20 protein-coding genes are annotated in these 24,556 nt (G+C 44.5%); 9 read left to right on the top strand and 11 right to left on the bottom strand.

The window, feature by feature from the left end; all coding sequences use genetic code 11:
* Nucleotides 1–143 precede the first annotated feature (143 nt).
* Entirely contained in the window at nt 144–509 is a 366-nt protein-coding gene (trxA, locus tag H6F98_RS05735) for a thioredoxin (protein ID WP_192217709.1), read from the bottom strand.
* 301 nt (nt 510–810) lie between these two features.
* Here trxA and H6F98_RS05730 point away from each other — a divergent pair, with 301 nt between their 5' ends.
* On the top strand, nt 811–1,137 hold the full coding sequence (locus H6F98_RS05730) for a helix-turn-helix transcriptional regulator (RefSeq protein WP_192217708.1): 327 nt from the start codon (nt 811–813) through the stop codon (nt 1,135–1,137).
* Nucleotides 1,138–1,199: 62 nt separating this feature from the next.
* Here H6F98_RS05730 and H6F98_RS05725 read toward each other — a convergent pair whose 3' ends face one another.
* From H6F98_RS05725 to H6F98_RS05710, 4 genes are all read right to left on the bottom strand, one after another.
* The gene (locus H6F98_RS05725) at nt 1,200–2,627 is read right to left on the bottom strand and encodes an aspartate ammonia-lyase (protein ID WP_192217707.1); all 1,428 of its coding nucleotides are present in this window, start codon (nt 2,625–2,627) and stop codon (nt 1,200–1,202) included.
* Between the two features lie 165 nt (nt 2,628–2,792).
* Nucleotides 2,793–3,446, bottom strand: a complete 654-nt coding sequence (locus H6F98_RS05720; RefSeq protein WP_192217706.1) for a hypothetical protein — start codon at nt 3,444–3,446, stop codon at nt 2,793–2,795.
* Entirely contained in the window at nt 3,439–4,092 is a 654-nt protein-coding gene (locus H6F98_RS05715; RefSeq protein WP_192217705.1) for a ParA family protein, read from the bottom strand. The genes H6F98_RS05720 and H6F98_RS05715 overlap by 8 nt, the downstream gene beginning before the upstream one ends.
* 442 nt (nt 4,093–4,534) lie before the next feature.
* Entirely contained in the window at nt 4,535–4,876 is a 342-nt protein-coding gene (locus H6F98_RS05710; protein ID WP_192217704.1) for a helix-turn-helix domain-containing protein, read from the bottom strand.
* Nucleotides 4,877–5,127: 251 nt separating this feature from the next.
* Here H6F98_RS05710 and H6F98_RS05705 point away from each other — a divergent pair, with 251 nt between their 5' ends.
* The 4 genes from H6F98_RS05705 (at nt 5,128) to H6F98_RS05690 (ending at nt 8,908) form a co-directional block, all read left to right on the top strand.
* Nucleotides 5,128–5,826: a pirin family protein gene (locus tag H6F98_RS05705; protein ID WP_192217703.1), complete on the top strand. Its 699-nt coding sequence runs from the start codon at nt 5,128–5,130 to the stop codon at nt 5,824–5,826.
* A gap of 416 nt (nt 5,827–6,242) precedes the next feature.
* Nucleotides 6,243–6,443: an NblA/ycf18 family protein gene (locus H6F98_RS05700; RefSeq protein WP_192217702.1), complete on the top strand. Its 201-nt coding sequence runs from the start codon at nt 6,243–6,245 to the stop codon at nt 6,441–6,443.
* Nucleotides 6,444–6,836: 393 nt separating this feature from the next.
* Nucleotides 6,837–7,715 carry a universal stress protein gene (locus H6F98_RS05695; protein ID WP_192217701.1) on the top strand — a complete coding sequence of 293 codons (879 nt, stop codon included), beginning with the start codon at nt 6,837–6,839 and terminating at the stop codon, nt 7,713–7,715.
* A 32-nt stretch (nt 7,716–7,747) separates the two neighbouring features.
* Nucleotides 7,748–8,908, top strand: a complete 1,161-nt coding sequence (locus H6F98_RS05690) for an amidohydrolase family protein (protein ID WP_192217700.1) — start codon at nt 7,748–7,750, stop codon at nt 8,906–8,908.
* A 100-nt stretch (nt 8,909–9,008) separates the two neighbouring features.
* Here the strand turns inward: H6F98_RS05690 and H6F98_RS05685 are convergent, their stop codons facing one another.
* Complete coding sequence (locus H6F98_RS05685) at nt 9,009–11,036, bottom strand: bifunctional diguanylate cyclase/phosphodiesterase (protein ID WP_206759640.1); 2,028 nt, start codon at nt 11,034–11,036, stop codon at nt 9,009–9,011.
* A gap of 252 nt (nt 11,037–11,288) precedes the next feature.
* Nucleotides 11,289–14,381 (bottom strand): PAS domain S-box protein, encoded by a 3,093-nt coding sequence (locus tag H6F98_RS05680; RefSeq protein ID WP_192217698.1) that lies wholly within the window; start codon nt 14,379–14,381, stop codon nt 11,289–11,291.
* Between the two features lie 748 nt (nt 14,382–15,129).
* Between H6F98_RS05680 and H6F98_RS05675 the strand changes: the two genes are divergently transcribed.
* Entirely contained in the window at nt 15,130–16,638 is a 1,509-nt protein-coding gene (locus tag H6F98_RS05675; protein WP_192217697.1) for an Ig-like domain-containing protein, read from the top strand.
* Nucleotides 16,639–16,710: 72 nt separating this feature from the next.
* Here H6F98_RS05675 and H6F98_RS05670 read toward each other — a convergent pair whose 3' ends face one another.
* Nucleotides 16,711–17,793, bottom strand: coding sequence for a spore photoproduct lyase family protein (locus H6F98_RS05670; RefSeq protein ID WP_199348310.1), 1,083 nt, complete (start codon nt 17,791–17,793; stop codon nt 16,711–16,713).
* A gap of 450 nt (nt 17,794–18,243) precedes the next feature.
* Here H6F98_RS05670 and H6F98_RS05665 point away from each other — a divergent pair, with 450 nt between their 5' ends.
* From H6F98_RS05665 to ureA, 3 genes are all read left to right on the top strand, one after another.
* The gene (locus tag H6F98_RS05665; protein ID WP_192217696.1) at nt 18,244–19,452 is read left to right on the top strand and encodes an aspartate aminotransferase; all 1,209 of its coding nucleotides are present in this window, start codon (nt 18,244–18,246) and stop codon (nt 19,450–19,452) included.
* Nucleotides 19,445–20,329, top strand: a complete 885-nt coding sequence (locus H6F98_RS05660) for an urease accessory protein UreD (RefSeq protein ID WP_192217695.1) — start codon at nt 19,445–19,447, stop codon at nt 20,327–20,329. The genes H6F98_RS05665 and H6F98_RS05660 overlap by 8 nt, the downstream gene beginning before the upstream one ends.
* 87 nt (nt 20,330–20,416) lie before the next feature.
* Nucleotides 20,417–20,719 (top strand): urease subunit gamma, encoded by a 303-nt coding sequence (gene ureA, locus H6F98_RS05655; protein ID WP_192217694.1) that lies wholly within the window; start codon nt 20,417–20,419, stop codon nt 20,717–20,719.
* Between the two features lie 40 nt (nt 20,720–20,759).
* Here ureA and H6F98_RS05650 read toward each other — a convergent pair whose 3' ends face one another.
* From H6F98_RS05650 to H6F98_RS05640, 3 genes are all read right to left on the bottom strand, one after another.
* Nucleotides 20,760–21,110 (bottom strand): DUF433 domain-containing protein, encoded by a 351-nt coding sequence (locus H6F98_RS05650; RefSeq protein ID WP_192217693.1) that lies wholly within the window; start codon nt 21,108–21,110, stop codon nt 20,760–20,762.
* A 193-nt stretch (nt 21,111–21,303) separates the two neighbouring features.
* Complete coding sequence (locus H6F98_RS05645) at nt 21,304–22,542, bottom strand: ATP-binding protein (RefSeq protein ID WP_192217692.1); 1,239 nt, start codon at nt 22,540–22,542, stop codon at nt 21,304–21,306.
* A 362-nt stretch (nt 22,543–22,904) separates the two neighbouring features.
* On the bottom strand, nt 22,905–24,518 hold the full coding sequence (locus H6F98_RS05640; protein ID WP_192217691.1) for a hypothetical protein: 1,614 nt from the start codon (nt 24,516–24,518) through the stop codon (nt 22,905–22,907).
* Nucleotides 24,519–24,556: the final 38 nt, after the last annotated feature.

Below are 24,556 nucleotides of genomic sequence, written 5' to 3'. Positions count from 1 at the left end.
ATCTCCATATCGTTTAATCTTGAAGTGAATCCAATAGAGGGAGAGAAAAGCCTATCCATATTGGTTAATACTCTCCCTCTCTGGAGTTAATCGGTTACGTGATTAGCGACAACGGCTTCCTAGCAAGGCTGCTAAGTCGAAAGCTAAGCTGCTTCCTGAGAAGTTGACAGATACTGCTCCTGCAACGCATTCAGCTTGTCAACCAACACAGCGAATGGCGCTACACCCACAACCTGATCCACTACTCGCCCATCCTTGAAAAACAGCAGTGTCGGAACGGCTTGGATGCCGTAGTTTGTCGCCAGAGCGTCATTCTCGTCAATATTCAACTTGCCAACCTTGGCACGTCCGGCAAAATCAGCGGCAAGTTCTTCAATCATTGGCCCAACCATCCGACAGGGGCCACACCAAGGTGCCCAGAAATCTACAAGAACTGGCTGTGCGCTTTGCAGTACCTCGCTTTGGAAGTTATCAGTAGTCAGTTTGATCGATTTGGTATTGTCTGACATCGTTAAAACGCTCCTGTATACCGAGCTTCATGTATCGCTGGTAGTGCCAAAGTCGATAGGGTTGCTAAACTCTGACTTTGAACACCATCAGTCCTCGGTTGATTAAGTGGTTAAACAACCACTTAAGTAAAAGATAAAGAATTTTTAGGATAAAGTCAAGTAGTCATTTAACCATTTCAGCAGGAGGTCGAAGTTTATGAGACAATAGAGGAACAATTCATTAATAGTGTTATACTTACAACTTTATCAAATACTTATTTAAGTACTTAACTTAACAATTCCAAATACGCAATCTCTGACCATGACTGAGAAAAGTGATAATACAAGAGCGATGCCTCTGCCTGTTGCCCCTCAAGACGACAGCCTGATCCGGGCGAAAATTTTTGCCGCGTTGTCTGACCCAACACGCCTACGGATTGTAGAGTTGCTTGCACAAGAAGAGGAGATGAGTGGTACAGACATTGCTAATAAGTTAGAGATTAGCTTGGCTCTGTTTTGCCATCATTCAAAGGCACTCGCTGAGGCAGGGTTAATCAGGCAGCGCAAAGATGGGCAGACGAAGTACAACTCGCTCAACTGCGATTTACTGAATGCCTGCCTCGAAAGCTTGACGAATAAAGGGAAGTAAGAAGTTGGAGACAACCCTTTCCTTACTCAACAGCTAACCGTCAACAGGCAATAGTCAACCGCTTAGGAATTTGAGTGACTAGATTGTGGTAAGGCACTCATTTGCTCTAGGTCTAACACTTGTGCTAAGTCCTCTGGACTCATAAGTTCTCGCTCTAGAACAATCTGTCGCAAGGATTTTCCAGTTAGGAGAGATTCTTTAGCAACAGCCGCTGCATTGAGATAGCCGATGTGGGGATTGAGGGCGGTGACGAGAGCAAGGCTACCTTCTGCATAGCTTAAACAGCGATCGCTATTGGCACTGATTCCCTCAATACAGCGATTCGTCAAGGCTGTGAGTGTGTTACCTAAAATTTCAATACTGTGAATCAGATTATAGGCAATCAGAGGCATCATAACATTAAGTTCCAACTGTCCGGCTTGAGCAGCAAGTGCGATCGCACTGTCGTAGCCCATCACCTGGAAGCACACCATTGAAGTCATTTCTGCCATTACCGGATTATATTTACCGGGCATAATTGATGAACCGGGCTGTACTGGTGGTAGCTGAATTTCCTTGAAGCCTGTTTTTGGTCCCGAATCCATCAGCCGTAAGTCATGGGAAATCTTCACGCAATCTTGCGCCAAGTTCCGTAAGCTACCGGAAACACTGACAAAGGGTGCCATACTCTGCATTGCTGCCATCAAGTGCGGTGCAGGTTTCAGGGGTTGACCAATCAGTTCAGCAAGAATTTGGGCAACCAGCGAACTATATTGAGGATGTGTGTTTAGCCCTGTACCCGCCGCACTGCCACCCAAACCCAGCACCATCAAGTCCTCAGAGGCTCTTTCAATCCGATTGATGTGATCTGAGAGGATTTGCGCCCAAGCCCGAAAGTTTTCCCCCAAGCGCACAGGTACAGCATCTTGAAGATGGGTTCTACCCGATCGCACCACATCTTGAAATTCCGAAGCCTTATTATCCAAAGCAGCAATCGCACTGGATAAAGCTGGATAAAGGGTATGTTCTAGGGCGAGTAATGCACCGATCCGAATCGCCGTTGGAATCACATCATTAGTGGACTGCCCATAATTTACGTGATCGTTGGGGCTGATGCGCTTGTAGTTTCCCTTCTCATCCCCCAAGATTTCCAGTGCCCGATTGCTGAGGACTTCATTGACATTCATGTGGTGCGAAGTACCCGCCCCAGCTTGATAAACATCGACGACAAACTGATCACGAAACTTGCCATTGAGGACTTCATCAGCCGCTTGGACAATAGCACGGCTAATGTCTTGGGGAATACAGCCGAGTTGACCATTTGCGATCGCAGTGGCTTTTTTAATCAGTACACAGGCATCTACATAAGTGGGTATTGGCTTGATGCCACTGATTGGAAAATTTTCGATTGCCCGCAGTGTTTGAATCCCGTAGTAAGCGTCATTTGGGATTTGTAGTTCTCCCATTGAATCGCGTTCTATCCGGTAGCCTAAGCCAGTTAGTTCAGTCATATGTGTTATTGAGATTGGGCATTAGCATTGAGTATATATAATGTGCCAATTTTGGCACCCAATCCCCAATCCCCAATTTTAAGCAACACACAGGCATTGAATAAGCGATCGCTCTTTCATTGAGTTATGCGATCGCTTTATATCTGGATACTATTCAACCGTAAATTACAACAGCCAGCTTTTCGTTGCAAAATCAGCAGGCTTATCGGCTTCTTTTTGAACAGGTCTTAGAGGTTGCTGATATCTTGGAGCGTGTTCCTGTTCCTTAATGACAGAAACTTTCTGTTCCTTAAGTGCAGTAGATTTCTGCTCCTTAATGGGTTCGTTTCCTTTTTTTAGACTATTGATTTCCTGGGTCAGCTTGTCATTAGCTTCTGCCAGTTGGAGAGCTGCTTTTTTAGCTTGCTCAAATTCTTTCTTAAGCGGCTCTAGTTTCTCTAGCTCTTTTTCGAGCTTATGGACTAATCTTTTCTGATGTTGTAAATCAGATTGCAAATCAGTAATTTGTTGTTCTAGAGCGCCTTCTTTTTTATAGGCTTCCTCTAAAGCATTTTTTAAATCAACAAATTTTTCTTCTTGATGTTGTGCTTCTTTTAAAGCCGTTTTTAACTCAGTTATTGTTGATTCTAAGTCAGCTTTTGTCGGAGTTGCGCGTCTAGCACTAGGGTTATTTGGGGTATTCATGGGTGATTCCTCTCCTAATTGGGCATTCTGCTCTTGAAGTTCATCATCGGTGTTTTCTTGAACGGTTTTACTTTCTTGTTTAGAAGATTTTTTTACCTCTTCGTGCAGCAAGTCCGTTAAACTTTTTTTAGCCATAGTTGCTCTCCCAGTCACGCTGTAATTCATCAGCAACACGTCGGTAATCTGCTTTCGCTTCGTGAGCATTCTCACCTCGCAACTGACTGATTGGTATACCCTCCAGTGCAGCTCGTTCGTGTGCTTTGTAAGTCCTTATAAAAGTTTGGAATGCAGGAATTCCTATTTCCCTAAGGGTGTTTTGAGCCTCTAGTGCTTCTCTGGTACGGCGAGAATCTACCCGTGTTAGCAGCACTCGATGATTTGTCCCTACAGGAACGATCGCTTTTTGTACTGTCTCAATTAGGACGGCTAAATCCATTGGTGCAGGTGGCGTGGGCAAAACTAGGTAATCTGCGATCGCAATCACTGCTGCTAATGCTTCTGAGTTCAGTGCTGGTGCTGTATCCACCACAGCCAGCTCGTACCCTTTAATCTTCTTGGGTAAACGACTCAAGAGAGTTGGATCTGTCTCTTGAATAAGATCAAAATCTATCTGTTTTTCCCCACGCTTTGCCCACCAAGAAAAACTTCCTTGAGTATCCGTATCTACAGCTAAGACTTTGTATTTCTCTGCAAAGATACCCGATAAAGCCATAACTGTTGTGGTCTTCCCAACCCCACCTTTTCCATTAGCCACAACAACTATCTTGGGAGACGATGACATTTAAAATGTTCCTTTCTTATCAGCAATCGTTGCTGTCTGATTTCTTGACACAGTTGTCTTACCATTAAGAATCGTGATTAGCCTTGACCCGGAAATTTCTTGAGCTGAGGAAATCAAGTTTAACATTTTTTCTGGTTTACGTAGCCGATATTTCGCAAGCAAGCTATTGCTACAAGCCTGCTCATTCAGCTTTGCATAACTTCAAATCTCTAAACGAGACTTCTTAGCACTTAAACTAATTTTCCTTTACGACACCGAAGTCCTAATAAACGCCAGTAGGTTCTCCCTATTGGTGAGAATGCGGTTTCAATCAGCAAATTTAAGCGATTGTTCAGTGCCTGTAGTGATAACTATCAATCAGACTCAAGATTATCTTACTATAGATGTCCTTGCGCTCGCTCTCCTTTTACTTTCCTAACTTATAAAGACGATTCAAGAAAACTCAATCTTGATTTTGCTCATCAAGATGCCTGACTGCCCATTCGTGCATTGAATCAATAATTGGCTTAAGACTCTCTCCTAAAGGTGTTAAAGAGTATTCTACTTTTGGGGGAACCTGCAAATAAACCTCCCGATGAATGATGCCGTCTTCCTCCATCTCCCGTAACTGTTGAGTAAGCATCTTTTGGGTAATGCCATTCAAAGCTCGGTGTAGCTGACCAAAACGCTTCAGACCTGGAAATAGCTCCCGAAGAATCAAGACTTTCCAACGACCGCCAATTACCTCCAAGGTTCTCTCAACTGGGCAACTTGCTCTTTGGGTATCTACGACTTTGGCTTCCATAGTATCTTTTTGGGTACTACCTTACTTTAAAGTGCATACTTTCCATAATAGCTTTACTAACGTTAAAGTTTAAATATACAAAAAACACACAAAAGGTTGGTCTAAGCGACTGCAAATACACTGCCACTCCTCCCTATTGCGACGGTAGCCACAGCAAACTTTAGGTAAGACATTAGCTGTGCAAGAACTGACAAAACACTCACTCGCAAAGAGTCTGTCTAAAAAAGAATTACATCAAACAGGAGGCAACAATGCTGACAATTAGAAAGGCAGAAGATCGCGGACACGCTAATCATGGTTGGCTAGATAGTTACCACACATTTTCTTTCGCCAATTATTACGACCCCAAGCACATGGAATTTCGCGCTTTGCGAGTGATTAATGAAGACCGTGTTATTGGTGGTGCTGGTTTTGGTACCCATGGACATCGTGACATGGAAATCATTACTTATGTACTAGAAGGGTCGCTAGAACACAAGGACAGCCTCGGTACCGGCTCAGTAATTCAGCCTGGTGATGTACAGCGCATGAGTGCTGGAACAGGAATTCGACATAGTGAGTTTAATCACTCGGAAACTGAATCTGTACACTTCTTGCAAATCTGGCTATTGCCAAAAACAGAAGGTATTCGCCCAAGCTACGAGCAGCGCAATTTTGAGTTGGCAAACAGTCCAGGTAAACTACGGTTAGTTGCGGCACCCGATGCAAGGGAGGGTGCGCTGACTGTCCATCAGGATGTGGATTTGTATGCGGCGGTTCTGGAACCAGGCGATCGCATTTCCCATACTCTACAACCTCAGCGTCATGCCTGGATTCAGGTTGCTCGTGGTGCGGTTACTCTCAATGGTTTACCTCTCGACAAGGGCGATGGCGTAGCGATTAGTGACGAAACGAATCTTGTGATTGAAGCGACAACTGATGCAGAAATTCTACTGTTCGATATGGCGTAAGCCCTGTGTCTTGGTGGTAGTAAACCTACCGCCTAATACTTAAAACCTTTCAACGTGACAGGTAGGTGCTGCAAGGAACAGGAAAGGATACAAACAAACCCTAAACTCAAGGCATCTGAAGATGCCTTGAGTTTTCTTTAAGTATATATACTTAAAAAATTTGTTCATCCTGAGCAGTTTGTCCTGTGAGGACTTGATAAAACTGCCTCAATCTGAGGAGGAAAGTTTCCGGAATTGATTTTCCTTCTTTTGATTAAATGAACATACCCATTTAGAGGTACGTGCATTTTGTCAAATGGTTGTTACGATTATTAATACAAAGCGTAACAACTCACAGATACCTCGCCCTCAGTTACATCAGGGCGGCTGTGACTCAAAAACACATTATCTCCATCTAGTTATTTTAGGAGTGAACAATGTCAAGCCCTATCGAACTATCTCTGGAACAAAAATTCAGCATCCGCTCGTTTGAAACTCAAGTTCAGAAAATGAGCCGTGAGCAAGCTCAGGAATTTCTAATCAAGCTCTATGAGCAAATGATGATGCGCGAAACCATGTACAAAGAGTTCCTCAAGCACGAGTGGGGACTAGGCTCAAATCCACAGTTTGAGTCGTAGTAGCCCTATTTGTAGTGGGCGACCTCCGTCTCTTGCTCGGTTCCACGCCTGGAAAGGAGCTGGGGATGCCGGGGCGTCAACTCTACCAAATGCGCCAACCTACTTGGAATTCAACTCAGTCTATTCTCAGAATTCTTTGGTAAACAGTGCCATTTGCGAGACAGGCACTCCAACCAAAGCGCTGAGTGTTCAACGAAGGAGCGTCTGACTTTTACACTTAGACGCAGTCAAATAAAACCTTGGCTCACAAACCTCTTCAAGTTAAGTCAAGCATTACTAAAAACGGTATTTATCACCACGAAAACTTTCAGGAAGCAATACACTAAACCCTTTGAGAGAAGCAAGAGGGCGATTAAAGATGGTACGGTTATAAAAAAGCCATCTTCTGTGTATATGTTTCATTGTTGCCTAATCTGCACCGATTTCTCTGATGGTTTGTATCGGCTTGTAGACTTTGTACCCGCCTTAGCAGCTAGTGGCATGAAGAAGATTATCTTCTTGCATAGCGTTCCTTTGTGGGAAGAAGGGGGTATCCCACGCATAGACGATGAAGCGATTGAGAAGGCACGCGATCGCTTCCAACAAAGTCTCAAAAGTGTACCTGATGGAGTGGACATTAAGATCGAGGTGCCATCAGGTCGCCCAATAGACACGATTCCAAAAGCGGCAAGAACTCATCAGGTAGATGTTGTCATTACAGGAATGCCGCTTAGAAGTTTATTGCAAGAAAAGCTATTTGGTAGCACGACAGCAGGCTTGGTGAGAGCTTGTACAACACCTGTTCTCATCCTACGACCCCAACTCATTTCTACTTACACTTGCGAAGAGTTAGATTTGCGGTGTCAGCATTTATTCCGGTATTTGCTCATTCCCTATAACGGAAGCAACGCCTCCAAATATCTCGTGCAAAAGATTAAAGACTACGCCCAAAATCGACCAGATAGCTCACTCGAACAGTGTTTGCTCATGTGGGTGGTTGATGAAGGAGGACGTCGCGGAGTTCCCAAAGATTATCAGCTAGGAGAGGCGCAAGAGCAGCTAGAACCAGTTAAAGCAGAGTTGGAACAACTGGGATTGCAAGTCAACACAGCGGTGCGCCTGGGAAATCCTTATGAAGAGATTTTGGACGCAGCTTTAGAGTTTGACATCAGTGCGATCGCGATGGCATCTGATAATCTAGGGAAACTGATTGAGTTCCCTGTGCGTAGCTTTGCTGGCGAATTGATGCGCCGTAGCTGGCACCCGATTCTGTTCTTTCCGCCTCAACGATAGAATGTTAACTTAGCGAACAAGCCAGATGCGAGATGATCAACCTCTGGGATATTGCGGCGATTGATCAACACGCTCACAACCTGCTGACTCCCTCAGCAGCAGCGGATTATCCCTATCCAGCTTCCTTTAGTGAAGGCTATGACGCAGAGATTGTTAATAATCATGCACGTCACAGCTTGTTCTACCGCCGGAGTTTGCGGGAGATTGCTCAGTTGTTGGAGTGTGAACCAGAGGAAGAGGTAATTCTCCAACGTCGCACGCAACTCGGCATTGAAAAGCTTACGCAGCGATGTTTTAGTGCGTCCAAACTTGAGGCAATTTTTCTTGATGATGGCTTTCTCGCCGATGAGATTCTGCCTGTGGAATGGCATCAGCAATTTGTTCCTGTACAGCGCATCCTACGCTTGGAATATTTGGCGCAGAACTTGATGAATGAGGTGGAGGACTTTGGTTGTTTCCTGGAACGTTTCCGGAGTGAGATTGACCCACCACCAAAAGGAGTCGTTGCTTTCAAAAGTATTGTTGCTTACCGTACTGGTTTAAACATTCAACTGACACCACAGGAAGCAGCGGAACGTAGTTTCTATACACTCAAGCAAGAGGCTCAAGATAAACCACTGCGGCTTGCTGATAAGCCTTTGATTGATTTTTTAATTACGCAAGCCTTAGAAATTGCTGCGAAATACCGATTACCCGTACAGTTTCATACGGGGTTTGGTGACCCTGACCTCGACTTACGGCTGGGTAATCCTTTATATATGCGATCGCTTTTAGAGGACAAACGCTTTCGTAATGCACCAATTGTACTATTACACGCCTCCTATCCCTATGCTCAAGAAGCTGGCTATCTAGCGTCTGTGTATCCTCAGGTGTATCTCGACTGTGGGTTAGCTGTGCCGTTTTTGAGTGTTGCTGGAATGCGTTCAGTGATGCAACAGTTGTTAGAACTTGCTCCAACGAGTAAACTGATGTACTCCTCCGATGCTCACAATATTCCAGAATTGTATTATTTAGGGGCAAAATGGGGGCGTGAAGTGCTGGGACAGGTGTTAGATGAGGCGATTAAAAATTCAGACCTCACTGCCAAAGAAGCCGAGTCAGTCGCCGCAGCAATTTTGTCTGAAAATGCCCGCGCCCTTCATCCTAATCTGAAAATAAGGCAGAAGGTAGAGGGCAGAGGGCAGAAGGAATAAAGATTTTCATCCAAAGGTTCGTGAGCAACAACTCATGGTGTCTACCCAGTAACCAATAATAATATCCCCCAATTCCCAATTCCCAATTCCCAATTCCCCTTCACCATTGAGGCTGTGCAGCAATTAACGCTTCAGCTTGCACGGCATCGATTGGCTTAGAAAAGAAGTAGCCTTGTCCAAATTCGCATCCCAGTTCCCGCAGTTTTGCCAACTGTGCTGCGGTTTCAATTCCTTCGGCTGTAACATCCAACCCTAAATTGTGGGCAAGTGTAACAATGGCTCTGACAATTTTGTAGGAACAAGTATTATGCTTACCCTCACTACCAACATCCATACACCTGATAAAAGACTGGTCAATTTTCAAGGTGTTAATTGGAAAGCGATACAACCGACTCAAGGACGAGTAGCCTGTACCGAAGTCATCAATACCCAGTTGAACGCCCAACGCTCTTAGATGCTCTAAAATAGCGATGGGTGTCTGACGCATGGTCTGAACTTCGTTGCGTTTTGCGATCGCTAACGCTAAGGCTAATGCCTGTTTGTCCTCTGCTGTACCGAATAATTCTCCTGACTCGGTTATGGCTTCACTTTCGCCAACCAGTTCTAAGGATTCAGTATTTTCCATAATCGCGCTTTCAGTAATCTCTAGCTTCAAGCTTTGGCGTTCTAACCGTGTCTCACGGAGAATTTGATCGATCTTCTCACTCAAATTCGGTTGGACAAACTGTCTGCCAGAGAGATTCACGCTAATTGTTAAAGGGGTCTGGTAAGGAAATTTCTGCTGCCATTGGTTCGCTTTTTCACAAGCCTCACGCAGCACCCACTCACCGATTGGAATAATCAGTCCAGTTTCTTCTGCTACTGGGATAAACTCAGCCGGAGACACCAAACCGCGTGTCGGATGCTGCCATCGTACTAGCGCCTCAAACCCACTAATTTGACCTGTCGCTAAGGAGACAATCGGCTGGTAATGTAGTCGCAACTCCTGGCGAGGGATTGCTCGTCGCAAGTCTGTCTCCAATTGCAAACGCTTTACGGCGTGCCGATGCATGGTTTTGTTAAAGACAATGTAACGCGCTTTGCCTAATGCCTTTGCCCGGTACATTGCAATGTCGGCATCTCGTAGAATATCCTCACTTGCCTCATACCCCAGCATACTCAGGGCAATGCCAATACTCGCCGTTGTCATTACTTCCTGCCCTTCTAAGTGCAAGGGTTCCCGCAGTACAGCTTGCAGTCGGTCTGTGATGCTGGAGACATCACTAATATTGCTTATGTTTTCCAGTAAGATGGCAAACTCATCGCCGCCAATCCGAGCAACCATATCGCCGGGTCGTACTGAAGCTTGTAGACGGTTTGCGATCGCAACCAGCATTTTGTCTCCAGCTTTGTAACCCAGACTATCGTTAATCACCTTAAATCGGTCAAGATCCAAAAACAGCACTGCAAATAATGAACCCTGACTTGGTTGCGATCCCGAAGCACAGCTGCTTTCTGTCGGTTGCTCAATACACTGGCGTACCTGGTTTACAAAAGAAGTTCGGTTGGGCAAGCTTGTTAAGGCATCATGAAGTGCCTCATAGCGTAATTTTGCCTCCATCTGCTTTCGCTGAGTAATATCTCGTTGAATTGCTAAATAATGAGTAATCTGATTCGCTGAATTCCGAATCGGTTCAATATGCCACTCGTTGTAAAATTCTGTCCCATCTTTGCGGTAGTTAATCGCCTCACCATAAAAGATTTTTTCTTCTCTGAGGTTTTGCCGCAATCGATCTAAAACCGCACGATCTGTTTTTGGTCCTTGCAAAATCCGTGGTGATTGACCGAGAACTTCCTGGGACGTGTAGCCTGTCATCTTAGTAAAAGCTCGGTTAACAAAGAGAATTTCTGGGCCTGGAAGCGTCATTTCTGTAGACGTAATCAAAATCGAATCTTCAGCATGTTCAACTGCCGCCGCTAGTAGCCGCAGTTGTTCCTCCCCTTTGGTTTTCTCTTGTACATCAACAAAGCTTTCTGTATCAATTGCTGTATTTAACTGCAACTGGATATCACATCTATGATTTTGTAACGGCATGAATTGATTACAAGCACAATCGGAACTCGCGTATTTTTTACGTTCTCGTGGCATAGCTGCGGTTTTTTGAGGATGGGAGAATGGTTGTAGTAAATGCTTGAGTAGATGCTTTAGGCGTTACATCAAGTTAGTTTATTACTGTTCCCTAGCTAGATTCTGTCTCACCCTTTAACGCCTATTTAGTTGTTGAGCCTAATGAGAAAAATCTGTAAATCTGGTTACAAAGCTTACCTCTTTGACAGCGAAAACTTAGTCAATTAAGTTCTCGCTGTTATCTGATGAGCTAATTTTGTAATGTATAAAGAGTTACAAGTTGGAGGGTGTAAGCGGAATTTCAACAATAAACTCTGTCCCTTTTCCAGGTTCTGTAATACATAACAATTGCCCTCCATGCTTTTCGACAATAATTTGATAGCTGATTGATAGCCCCAAGCCAGTACCTTCACCCACAGGTTTTGTGGTGAAAAAAGGGTCAAAAATTCGTTTCCTGGCATCTTTAGGAATACCAGGACCATTGTCGGCAATCCGTATGACAGCGCATTGATTGCTTCCAGGTTCTTGAGATCTGGATGGATCTGCCTCTGAACACTCTACAATCTCAGTAGAGATTTTAATAGTTCTAGTATTACACTGAATTACGCCAGATCTAAAATTTGTATGACTTGAATCAGCATGGCTACAATCAGACTTTTCCAGAGCATCGATCGCATTATTGAGAATATTCATAAAAACTTGGTTGAGTTGCCCTGGATAGCACTCTACTGCTGGCAAGTTTCCATACTCCCTAATCAATTGGATATTAGCCGCTTCTGGCTTTAATCGGTGCTGTAAAATCAAAAGCGTGTTCTCCAGTCCTTCATGAATATCCACAGGTTTACGTTCCGCTTCATCCAAGCGCGAGAAATTTTTCAAGCTAAGGACTATTTGGTGAATGCGGTTGACTCCCATATTCATTGAACTTAGGAGTTTGGGGAAATCTTCCACCAAAAACTCTAAATCAATTGCCTCAATTAGGTCTTCAACTTCCGGTGCAGGTTTGGGACAGTGCTTCGCATAGAGCTGTACCAATTCCAGCAAGTCATGAGCATATTGATTAGCGTGAGCAATATTGCCATAAATGAAGGTCACTGGATTATTAATTTCATGGGCAACACCCGCAACCAACTGCCCTAAACTTGACATTTTCTCCGTCTGAATTAGCTGCATTTGAGCTTGCTGAAGTTCTTGGAGGGTGGCTTTTAGCTGAGTCGCTTGCTTTTTCAGGGCAGTTTTTGACCGTCGCAAGGCAGCTTCTGCCGCTTTTCGCTCCTTCAGTTCATCAGCAACTTGCTCAAACAAAGCCGCTTGCTGAATGGCAATCCCTAACTGGATACTCAACTGTTTGAGTAGTTCTACTTCTGATTCCTGCCACTGCCGAGGCTCAGAGCATTGATAGGCAATCATCAGTCCCCAAAGCTGATCTCCTTGTAGGATAGGCACAACCAGGCTAGATCTAACTTGGAACCGTTCTAGTAATCTAATATGGCAGGGGCTTAAACCCGCCTTGTAAATATCCTGAGTTGCTCGAATTCCACCCCGTTGGTAGAAAAGGGCTTTATTTTCCTTAAAACAGGTATCTTCGATCCTTGTTCCCAGCGCTGGTGTCCACCCTGGAGCAACTGACTCGACATCGACTGTTCCACTCCAATCCGGGTGAAAGCGGTAAATCAATGTGCGATCGCATTTCAAAAATTGTCGCACTTCCGCAACAGCAGTATTGAGAACTTGCGTCAGGTTCAAAGACTGGCGGATGCGCTGATTCATCCCCCCAAGTAGCCGCTCTCTTTCTGCTTGCTGTCGTAGCGTGGCTTCAGTCTGCTTTCGCTCTGTAATATCGCGGAACGACCAGATTCGACCGTAGCACTCACCACTAGATGATAGGACTGGAGAGGAATAACAATCAAAAACTCGTCCGTTATTCAGGTAAATTTCATCACGGCTAATCAGGGTAGGATGCTGCTCAAGATACTCTACGTGGCTGAAAACCTTTTGTGGCTGAGTGATCAAAGGCAGCATGTAGTTGAGGAGTGTTGTTTTATCCTCTGAATGCCTTACCGTTTCAGGTATCCCCCACATTTCACAGAATCGACGGTTGTAACTCGTGAGCGTTCTTTTTTCGTCAATGACTAAGATTCCATCCAGTGCCGAGTCTTGTTGTGCCTTCATTAAGGCATTACTACGCCGCAAATCTTGTTCTGCTTGCTTAAGTTTGGTAATATTTTGAGTCATCACCATACCCGCAGAGATTTCCCCCTCTTCGTTGGTTACTGGCAAGATAAAAACAAGGTAAACGCGATCGCCATAGGGAAACTCAAATGTCGTAGTTTCTCCTACCAGTGCGGCTCGATACGCTGGTTCAAAGGCTTGACAAACTTCTGGCGCAAAGGCATCCCACAGCGTCTTTCCTTCCAGTGACTCCTTGGAATGCCCAACGGTAGCTAGCTCAACTCCTTCTGCAATTAAATAGCGTAAATCTTGGTCAAAGAGTAGCACTGCGCCATTAGGAAAGTTTTTAGCGAGAGTGCGGTATTGCTCTTGATTCTTTTTTAAAACTGCGTCTTTGTGTTTACGGTGGCTAATATCACGCGCAAACACGCAACTGTACTCTTGGTCGTTGAATTTGAGGTAGTTTAGTGTGATTTCTACAGGAATTAACCGACCGTTTTTGGTGCGATGCTGAGTTTCAATTATGAATGAGCCACGTTGCTTAACGTCTTCCCAATGCTCACGCCAAATCTCTGAGGGAAATCCTGGGTTAATATCCGAGAGGCTCATCGTCAGTAGTTCTTCACGGGAATACCCTAATGATTTGCACGCCGCTTCATTCACGTAGAAGAATTTTGCATCCGGACAAATGTAGAACACAGCATCAACCGCGTTTTCAAGTGAGAACTGCATCAACTGCTGTCTTTCTTGGGCAAGCTTTCGCTCTGTAATGTCAGACAGAAGGCTAATAAAGTGTGTTATCGAGCCATTCGCGTCTCGGACTGGCGAAATCTTGAGTTCATTCCAGAAGGGTGTGCCGTCTTTCCGGTAATTTTGTAATACAACTTGGCAGTCTCGCCCCGCTCGTATCGCCTGACGTATTTGCTCAACGCTATCTTGGTCAGTATCTGGACCCTGCAAAAAACGACAGTTACGACCAATCACTTCGTCGTAGGAATACCCTGTAATTTCAAGGAAAGCCGCATTACAGTAGATGATTGGATTGTCACGCTTACGAGCATCAGTGATGACAATGCCACCCTTGATAGCAGCTAAGGCATGGTCATAGAGCCAGAGGGCACCTGAATTTAAATTATTCAATTGCTGAGCCTCTAACGTGCCATAACTGGCTTGCTGCCTTGCCATCGATTTCATAGGAGTAGATCAGGTAAAGGAAAATGAGCCAAGTTAGTTATTTATCTCTATTTTTCTCATAACTTAAATAAATATAAAGATAAGTTAATACCTCGGAAGATAGAATCCATACAGAGTAGGTATAAACAACTACTCAGTACCTGAAAAATGTAAAGTTTTAATACTGGCTTGTAGTGAAGTTACTCCTCGCTCGTGAACCGTATTGAGGAGTGTTTTATCTTGTTTCAACGACAGGGAAGCCGCTTTTACTGAACCCTTGATGTTTCAAGCTGCAAGTGCAAACTTAATTTTTATTCATTAATATATTGCACTAGCTATGTAAAGATATATTCCCTACGCAAAGAATCCGTGAAGATATGTAACAGATTTTAAGGAAAGAGGGGGAACACTTGAAGCAATTGCTCATCTTGGCGATCGCTTAGGCTTTCAGTTAAACGTAGAAACCAGAGATTTTCCTCCTCTCTTGGAGAGACAGTGTATTACCACTTTTGTAGTGAACATAGGTATTCTATCGAGGGGACATCCGAAAGCAAATCCATCTTTGAAAAGAGAATCAGGAAAAGAGCTTTTCATTGTTTGTTCTCCCCAGCACCAAAGCGTATTTCCCGATGATGCGGGCACAACTATGGGCGTAGAGACAGTCAACAGAGGAAAATAGCAATAATCTGTCAACGATAAGCGCTTCCATGATTGCCCAAGTGATAGCGACGTTGAATTACACCCACTTACACCAATCCCTAGAATCAAAATGTCAGGCAGAACTTTGACAGCAAAAACACTCCTTCAACCCATTGACCGTGTGGCTTTGGGCGTAATGCTAGTACTAAGCCTGCTCATTGGGATATTACTATTGAGCGGTGATCACACAGCGCCTCGTGTGCGCGATTTCAGTTGGCAGGACAAACAAGTCGGGGCACAGGATACTGCGTTTACGTTTACCTTTAGCCGCCCGATGAACCATGACAGCGTGGCAGCTAATCTAAAAATAACTCCCCCTCTTCCTGGAAAAATTAGCTGGGCGGGTCGCCGGATGGCTTATACACCGCTGTTTCCCGTACCCTATGGCACCGAATATAAAGTGCAATTGCAGGGGGCTAAAGACCAATTTCCAGGATTGGAGAGGAAAGGAACGCTCATTGAGCCATTTAGCGCTTCTTTCCGGACTCGCGATCGCGCATTTATTTACATTGGGGTGGAGAAAGAAGAGCAAGGACGGTTAATTCTCTACAACCTCACCGCCCAGAAAAAAATGATCCTAACTCCCCCAGACTTGGTAGTTATGGACTTTAAGCCTTATCCAGACGGGGATCGGGTGTTGTTTGCAGCAAGCGATCGCAAAAATCAGGAACAGGGTTTACTCAATCAACAGTTGTACACCGTCACCACAGGACTTTCATTTCAAAACCCCGGTCAACCCAAAGCCTCCCCAAACTCTCTGGGTAGGGTAGATTTAGTTTTGGATAGCAAAGACTATCAAAATCTCAAATTTGACTTGTCCGCTGATGGGAAGACAATTGTTGTCCAGCGAGTGAATCGCCGTAATCCTAGTGAATTTGGTCTGTGGATCATACAGCCTGACGCTCAGCCAAGACCCCTGGAAAACCAGCCAGGTGGTGACTTTGTGATTACTCCTGACAGTTCATCCGTTGCGATCGCTCAGGGACAAGGTGTGGCGATTCTCCCCTTAACTACAGCGGCAAAACCACTAGACTTTCTTCCAAAATTTGGGATGGTTTTGAGTTTTGCTAGGGATGGTTCAGCCGCGACAATGGTGAAATTTAATACCGACTATACGCGATCGCTCTTTTTGATAACGAACCAAGGCGTTCAGAAAGAACTACTACGCACAACAGGTTCAATCCAAAGTTGTGAATTCACTCCTACCAAGGAAAAGCTCTACTGCTTGCTCACGCAACTTATTCAAGGGGAAGAATACCAAGAAGAACCCTTCCTAGCGGCTATTGACCTGAAAGACACGAAAGACAGCAGCGAATCTCCTGTGAAGCCCTTAGTAGTGCTTCCCAATCAACGGGATATCCAGATGAGTTTATCCCCGGATGGTTTAGCATTGCTTTTCGACCAAGTTGTTACTAGACCGCCCTTAGCTACTGATATGTTGAGAACCAATGAAGGACAAGCGATCGGTCAAGGACTACTATGGCTGCTACCCTTAGTTGACACAACAACCTCAAATCCCCCAGCTCAACTACAACCAGAGCAACTATTACCAGGCTTCCAGCCTCGTTGGCTCCCCTAAACTCATAACAACTTTCAAATCAATTGAAGCTCGTAGGGGCGCACCGCTGTGCGCCCTGAATTGCTGCAGTTTCTACGTCCAGTAAAGAACACGAGCCTGAGGAAAGCGCCGTGCGATCTCGCTCTCGAAAAAGCGACGCAGCCGCTTCATCGTGTCAGTATCGTAGACATACTTTGTACCACCAAACTTATTGCGCTTAACACTACGCTTTGACTCGTCCATGTCCAATTTCGTGTGAGGGTACCAAGTCTGCAACACCTCTTTTGATCCAGGTGTGAAGCGGTGGGAGATTAACTCAAACGTCAGGTCACAATCAAAAGCGATCGCCTCACTAATTTGGTCAAACAGACGAGTGTAGTGTTCCTCCCAATCCTCTACAGGCATAATTGGAGCAATCACTAAACCCACGGGATAGCCACCGCCACCTTGGGAACGGGGCAAGGCTAACTGTCGCAAAGCCCTCAGGCGTGACGTTACTGAAGCAGTACCCCCTTCAAAGCGACCCGAAACTGGGGCAGCATTAACACTCAAACGACACCGCGTGTGACCATTGTGGGGCAAGTCGAGGAGGTCATCCACTGCATCAAACTTCGACACCCAACGCAGATGTCCAGACTCCCTTGTTCCAAAGTAACGGATGCATTCAGCGAGGCTTCCAGTTAGATGTTCAATGCCAAGGGGGTCAGTATAGCAGCTTACCTCGAAACTCGTGGCTTGGCTTGTCTCATAAGCTGCCAAGTTTGCCAAAATCTGCGGCAAGTTCGCAAAAACCCGAATGACAGGTGGCCCCGATAAGCTACCAGCTAGATAGCAGTATTGACAGTGTGCGGGACAGCCTTCGGCAAGATGAAACTGCCAATCAGCCGAAGGTGGGATGGGGCTGAGTTTGAAGGCGCTTGGTGGTGCATTGACAACGGCGAGGGTGCGCTTACTCTTGTCGTAAGTTTCACGCTCCGAATCGCCACGCAATCCTGTCAAACGATTTTGGCGTAACTCCTCAATCGGCAAATTTAGAGATTTCACACGTTCTAGAATCTTTTTGCCCCATGGTTCAGCTAAGGCGGCGGGTGTAAATAGGACACGCTCCGGCATCCACAACTTAGGCGATCGCGTCTCCAACCCTAATTCAGGCTTATCTGCTGTTGTGTTTCGCAAAATAGTTCTCCGCGTCTTTTTTGGTAACTGTCTTAATCGGAACAGGCAACGTACTCGATCCTGAAGCGCAGCAAGACTAACTAGAGACTCACAAGTTGTCTGTTGCTTCGACTCCAAACACTATTCCTGATGTACTAATACCAATGCTTGTCTTCTGTGAAAGCTCTACTACTTATTTTAATTTCTACCCCATTGAACGGTGAGCTAGAAAGAGAGCGGGTTTCACCCTGTTTAAAGTAGAGGTTTTGCCTTGTGCTTCTGCCCTGGAGCCTCTGCCTTCTGCCTTTCTTGTTCACTAGACAAATTGCACCCTTTGTTTTAAGGTATGGGGTTACGCTTCCAGGTATTTGTTGATAAACTTTAGAACCACAAAGATGACTGTAAGGGTACTGCTTGCAGTGTCTTCATCTTTAGTAATAGTTTGATTGTTTAGAAAAGCCCTGTCTTCTGATGACTCTAAAATGGATTACCCCAGCCGCTCGTCTGAGCGCACTGCCACCCTATGTGTTTGCTCGTTTAGATGAACTGAAAGCGCGTGCCCGTGAGCAAGGACTCGATTTAATTGACTTAGGGATGGGTAATCCCGATGGCCCGGCACCTGAACCCGTGATCGAAGCCGCGACTAGAGCGTTGCAAAATCCCGCGAATCATGGCTATCCTCCCTTTGAAGGGACAGCGAGTTTCCGCCGTGCGATTACTAGTTGGTACCGCCGTCGCTATGATGTTGAACTCGATCCCGATAGCGAAGCCTTGCCCCTCTTAGGTTCCAAGGAAGGCTTAACTCATCTTGCTCTGGCGTATATTAATCCGGGTGACGTAGTTCTCGTCCCTAGTCCAGCCTATCCTGCTCATTTTAGAGGCCCACTCATTGCGGGTGGTACGATTCACAGCCTAATTCTGAAACCCGAAAACGACTGGTTGATCGATTTAGGGGCGATTCCAGAAGATGTTGCTAGACGGGCGAAGATGCTCTATTTCAACTATCCAAGTAATCCCACCGCCGCTACAGCCCCGCGTGAATTCTTCAAAGATATTGTTGCTTTTGCCCGGAAGTACGAAATCTTGCTCGTCCATGACTTGTGTTATGCCGAACTTGCTTTTGATGGCTATCAGCCCACTAGCTTGCTAGAAATTCCCGGTGCTAAAGAAATTGGGGTTGAGTTCCATACATTATCGAAAACGTACAACATGGCAGGCTGGCGTGTCGGCTTCGTTGTCGGGAATCGCCACATCATTCAAGGGCTACGGACGTTAAAAACAAACTTGGATTATGGCATCTTTGCTGCCCTACAAACGGCTGCGGAAACGGCATTGCAGCTACCGGATGTCTATGTGCATGAAGTTCAAGCGCGTTACCGCCGCCGTCGTGATTTTCTTATTGATGGGTTAGCGCAGTTGGGTTGGAACGTGCCCAAAACAAAGGCAACAATGTATCTCTGGGTACCTTGCCCTGTGGGGGTAAGTTCAACCGACTTTGCCCTCAATGTCTTACAGCAAACAGGTGTTGTTGTAACGCCAGGAAATGCCTTTGGTGTAGCAGGTGAGGGATATGTGCGGATTAGTTTGATTGCAGAATGCGATCGCCTTCAAGAGGTTCTGAATCGCTTTAAGCAAGCGAATATCTGCTACGACGCTGGGCAATGCCTACAGTATGGCTGATGATACAACTGTACGGATAAAAACAGAGGCAAGTGAAGCGGCACAAATCCCGACGGGATGGCATGGCAGCTTGGATTTGGTGTACGTCCATAACGACGGCACAACGAAGCTAATTCACAACCAAGTGCGCTCGCCTTTGAAGGTACAGCGCCCATTTTATCCAGAAGGAGAGGCGGTTTGTCATAGCGTCGTATTGCATACGGCTGGGGGAATGGTAGGAGGCGATCGCTTGAGCCAAACTATCCACCTTAAACCTGATGCCCAAGCCTTAATTACCACTGCCGCAGCTAGCAAAGTCTATCGCAGCAACGGGCAAGACGCGAGACAAACCATCAAACTCCAGATCGAAGCGGGTGCTTATTTAGAGTGGTTACCCCAGGAAACAATTGTGTTCAATGGTGCCATTTACCAACAGGATTTGCGGGTAGAATTAGCACCACAGGCTAGTTGGCTAGGCTGGGAAATTACGCGATTTGGGCGGAGTGCTAGAGGAGAAACCTTCTTACAAGGAGAATGGCGATCGCATACCGAAGTCTGGCAACAAGGGCATCCGTTGTGGATTGATCGGCAATGGCTACCAGCGGGAGAAGACATCATCAATAGTCCTCATGGTTTAGCTGGACAACCGATTGTGGCAACCCTGTGTTGGATCGGGCAACCTGTTTCCAGAGAAATCCTAGACACAGCGAGAATTCTGTGGAATTCTAAAGAACGTCAGGGAGAAGCAGGCGTTACTCAGCTAATTTCAGGATTAGTGTGCCGATATCGTGGTGCTTCGACCTTGGAGGTGAGAAACTGGTTTACGGATATTTGGCAACTGCTACGTCTATCCTCTGTAGGACGTTCCGTAACCAAGCCGCGAGTTTGGCAGATGTGAACGATTTGGATTGGATAACTATAGGCAATTGCTCACAGTGAACAATAGAAATCACTTTCCTCTAACACTTATTTAAACAATCAAACAATGCAACTATCGCCCCAGGAAAAAGATAAGCTGCTAATTTTCACGGCTGCCTTGCTAGCAGAACGACGTAAAGATAGAGGATTGAAACTAAACTATCCAGAAGCGATCGCCTACATCAGTGCGGCCATCTTAGAAGGTGCAAGAGACGGTCGTACTGTAGCTGATTTAATGAGTTACGGCACAACATTACTAACGCGAGATGATGTAATGGAAGGGGTGCCAGAGATGGTGCATGAAGTACAGGTAGAAGCCACATTTCCTGATGGGACAAAGCTAGTTACCGTTCATGACCCGATTCGTTAGGCAAGAGCAGAAGTCACCGCGATCGCATCCTGCAAACATATTATGGCAAAGGTAGGTAAACAAGGCGGTCTTGTCTTTCCGCTCTCAGTTGCCAGAGTTTTTGAGAAACTGGTAAGGGATTAAGTCGCTGTTGTTCCCTCATTCTATGACCATGTTCTATCCAGTTTTTCATGTAATCACTAATGGTTTCTTTGTTTTGTAGGTAATAAAGAATTGTCGCGTAGACTTGTTCTAGAGTTAGTGATGTGTAAGTTTGAGCAATTTCTTCTGGAGTATGACCGCGAGCAATATATTCATAAAGGATTGTTTCAATCCCGATTCTTGACCCTTTAATCCGATTATCACTAGGGGTAAGAAAGTTGAAATAATCAGTAATTTGCGTTGTTCGCATTGTTTTTTTCTTTGTAATTATTTATGTTCATCTATATATTTCATGCATATTTTGTTGGATTGATGAATCTACTACGGTCAGTTATTTTTCGTTGAAGAAAATTAGCGATCGCATCTACAGCTAAGTCACAGAGACGACTGATCCATTCAACTTGCCAGAAATCATCGCGATCGCGAAATTCCCGGCAATCACCCTATCTCTCACCTCTTTCTTTCTGGTGGAATTGAGTTCTGGCGCTAACCATTTGTTGTCGTAACCCAGCAACTTGTTCGATCATCATCTTTTCCATTGCCCCTGGTTCCATTGCCACCATCCAGCGAATCATTGAGGAAAGACTGAGTTCTTTTAGGTAGGCAAATGAAAAGCCTTCAGTGAGTTCGGCAATCTGAGTTGTTGCCGCATCAGATAAGCGCATTCCCGCTTTGAGAGTATCGTTCCATAACTCTAAATATGCTTTTCGCTCTGGGAAAGCGGGTAACTCAAAATGATACTTGCGGTCAAAGCGACTGGGACGCTCAACAATCGCTAGATCTAAACGGTCTGGGTGATTGGTTGTGGCTAAAGTCACAACCCCAGCATTAGAAGCAAAGCCATCTAGCTCATTGAGGAAGAACGAACGATTCTCTGCATTGATCAAAGAATCTAAATCCTCTAATACCAAGATACAAGGGGCTGACTGCCTTGCCTGCTTGAAGACTTGACGGATGTTTTCGTTATCTGTGAAATACTGCGATTTGAAGCTTTTGACATACAGACAAGGCTGCTGCATTTTATTAATTAGTGCTTTGACTGTGTGTGTCTTCCCGTTACCAGGAGCACCAATAAACAAAATGCCTCGTTTCCAAGGAACGCCGTAGGCTTCGTAAGTGTGGCGCGATGCCAAGAAGTTTGCCAAGTCGTCTTGAATGTCTTGTTTAAGGGTACCGCGCAAGACGAGATTATCAAAGGTTGCACTTTTGATGGCTTGAAACAGGTCTTGATTTTTTGCCCAATGACCGTCTTCAAATACAAGAACTTCTTCTCGCACTTGGGTATTCCATTCACATAAATCGGCAAAGAAGTCTTCAGCCAATTTTTTGCTGTCCGCAAGAATCCAGTAATACTGGACTCTAGAAAACCCCTCCATCCAACTCATGATTAGCACATCAAGGGCGTGTCCATGCCAGGTCACTTCAAAGCAGGCATTCTCGGCAGTCTGGCGAATTTCGTTATCCAATCCATCCCAACTGCTTAAGATTTGGTTGTAAATCGAGGTTTCCTGATTGATGGTACACTTGCTGGCTTGAGCGTAGGCTTGTAGGTTAAAGGAGCAGTCACAGCCCTCAAGCAGTGCTTTATTGGGATAAAGTGCGGCTAGTTGCTGACTAACGTGGTAGGAAATGGCGCTAAGGGGAAGGCTAAGTGCCTCAATAATTAGCTGTTTGATTTTCACGCTCGTTCAGTCTCCTATTATTTTGTTGTAGTTATCAGCGAAGGATGCTAGCACGTCCTGCGGTGTGTGATGTTGTTGTGTAGTCCAGTACGTTCTTAACTACACAACTGCACACGGTTATGTACACAGCCAATCGCTTCAAAATTTCCACAAAGGAGGTGGTATAAATTTCGGATTCGAGCGTTTTGCGGAGAAATGCGATCGCATCCGCCATCTTCCTTCAATATTTGTTCAGGGGCGGTACAGTATCTTTGCCCGATGATAAAACCTCTCTTCGTCTTTTTAACTTATTTTTAATATGCATTCTACTATCCTTGTGCCTCAAGTATGCACGAGTACCTTTTGCCTTTTTCTAAAACCAGTTAATTGACAACAGGCTTTCTCTGGATGAGGTAGAAGCGATATGTCTCATTAGCAATACTTGTTCTAGTAGTTGACAGTTTAGAAATTTCTAGCTCAGGTCTTGCTACATCAAGCTCATGGCTTAACACCAGAAGAATGTTTTTGTTCTCCTGCGTTATAAGCTTACTGATTTTCTCAAGAATTTCTTGATTCTCTAAGCTTGTTCTTTCATTCCAATTTATAAAGCTTCCAAATCGATCACTTTCTGGGTAGTATATTTTTCCGCCTAGATAGCCAGTGATGGGAGATACGGCATAATCTGTACTCCCAACAATTAATGTATTGTTTAAATCCTGTTGTTGTAGAAACTTTGTGGCTTCTTTACTTGCAGAAAATGGATAATTAAAATCCATGCTAAAGGCAAAGATTCCTGCAAAAACATGAATACACAAAATCAGGTTTAGATATTGATACTGATATTGACTGAAAGAATGTACTAGTCTGTTTATTGGTTTACTCAAAAAATCTGATTTACTGTAATACTCAGAAATCCATAGACAAGCTAAAAACACAATAAACAAGTGACCGTGATGCCTGATATGTCCCTGATATTTTTCATAAGTAAATAATAGAATACCAAAAGTGCTAGACAGGTATAGGAAAAGGACAACTGGTTTCTGAATGAATAGTGCAATAGAGAGACCTAACAAACCTAATGTTAAAAGGAGCGCAACTAATTTTAGGGGTTCCGAACCCTCCATCAGCACGTCCATCGGTAGGTTAGTATCCCAGAAATGATAGTTAAAAATGTCTGGGATGGGTAGGTAGCTTCTCCACAGTGTCACAAAGCTCTGTATTACGCGCTTTTTCGCAACTGGTACTACAACCGTTTGGGTAATGACTTTTTCATCCCCCTTAAAGTTCGCGTCAGCGGGTGGTAGCATTTGAAAAAGCGCAATAGCAAGACCAAAAAGTAATATACTTACACTAAAAATTAAATCCAGTTTTTTTGTGGTTAATGCCCAACTTGACGTTTTATATACAATTCTTGTAATTAATCTTTCAAAAACTAATGTTAGTGCTAAGCAAACAGCAATTATCCAAGCATAAATATTTGTATTGGCTAGTAGCACTAGGATAACTGCAAGTAGAATGTAGCTTTTTTGCCGTAGTGGGAAAAACGTACAGAAAAGAAATATTAATAAAACTCCCAAACTATAATTTCTACTAATTAAGCTATATTCATAAAACGGGAAGTAGCCAAAAATAAATAATAATTTCTGAAGTCTAGTAAAAGGAGAATAATGAACAAATACATAAACTAATCCACTAGCAATTATCAAATGAAAAAGTTGCATTGCTATTGGATTATGAGTGAATCTGGTAAAGACATATAAAAAAATATGCCATAGACCAGGATGTCCTTCATATCTCAAGTTTTGGAATAAATTAATAAAAGATGAGCTATCTCTAGCAATCATCCAAGATTGGAGTTCATCCCGCCACATTTCATGGTTGAGAATGCCAATTATGCCAAACATAAGAAAAATTATTACAAGCAAGCTCGTATAAGCAGTATTGCTTTGAAACCATTGACTAAAGAATCTATTAGTAGAGCTTTGGGTAGTTGCCATTGTAGTTTTTCTCTTTACTATTGCAAACTATTCGTAAT

Origin of the sequence: Microcoleus sp. FACHB-SPT15, assembly GCF_014849525.1 — a bacterium.
GTDB classification, from domain to species: domain Bacteria; phylum Cyanobacteriota; class Cyanobacteriia; order Cyanobacteriales; family Coleofasciculaceae; genus Symplocastrum; species Symplocastrum torsivum.
The sequence above is the reverse complement of the archived record's forward strand: the minus strand, read 5'-3'. Positions and strand labels throughout refer to the sequence as shown.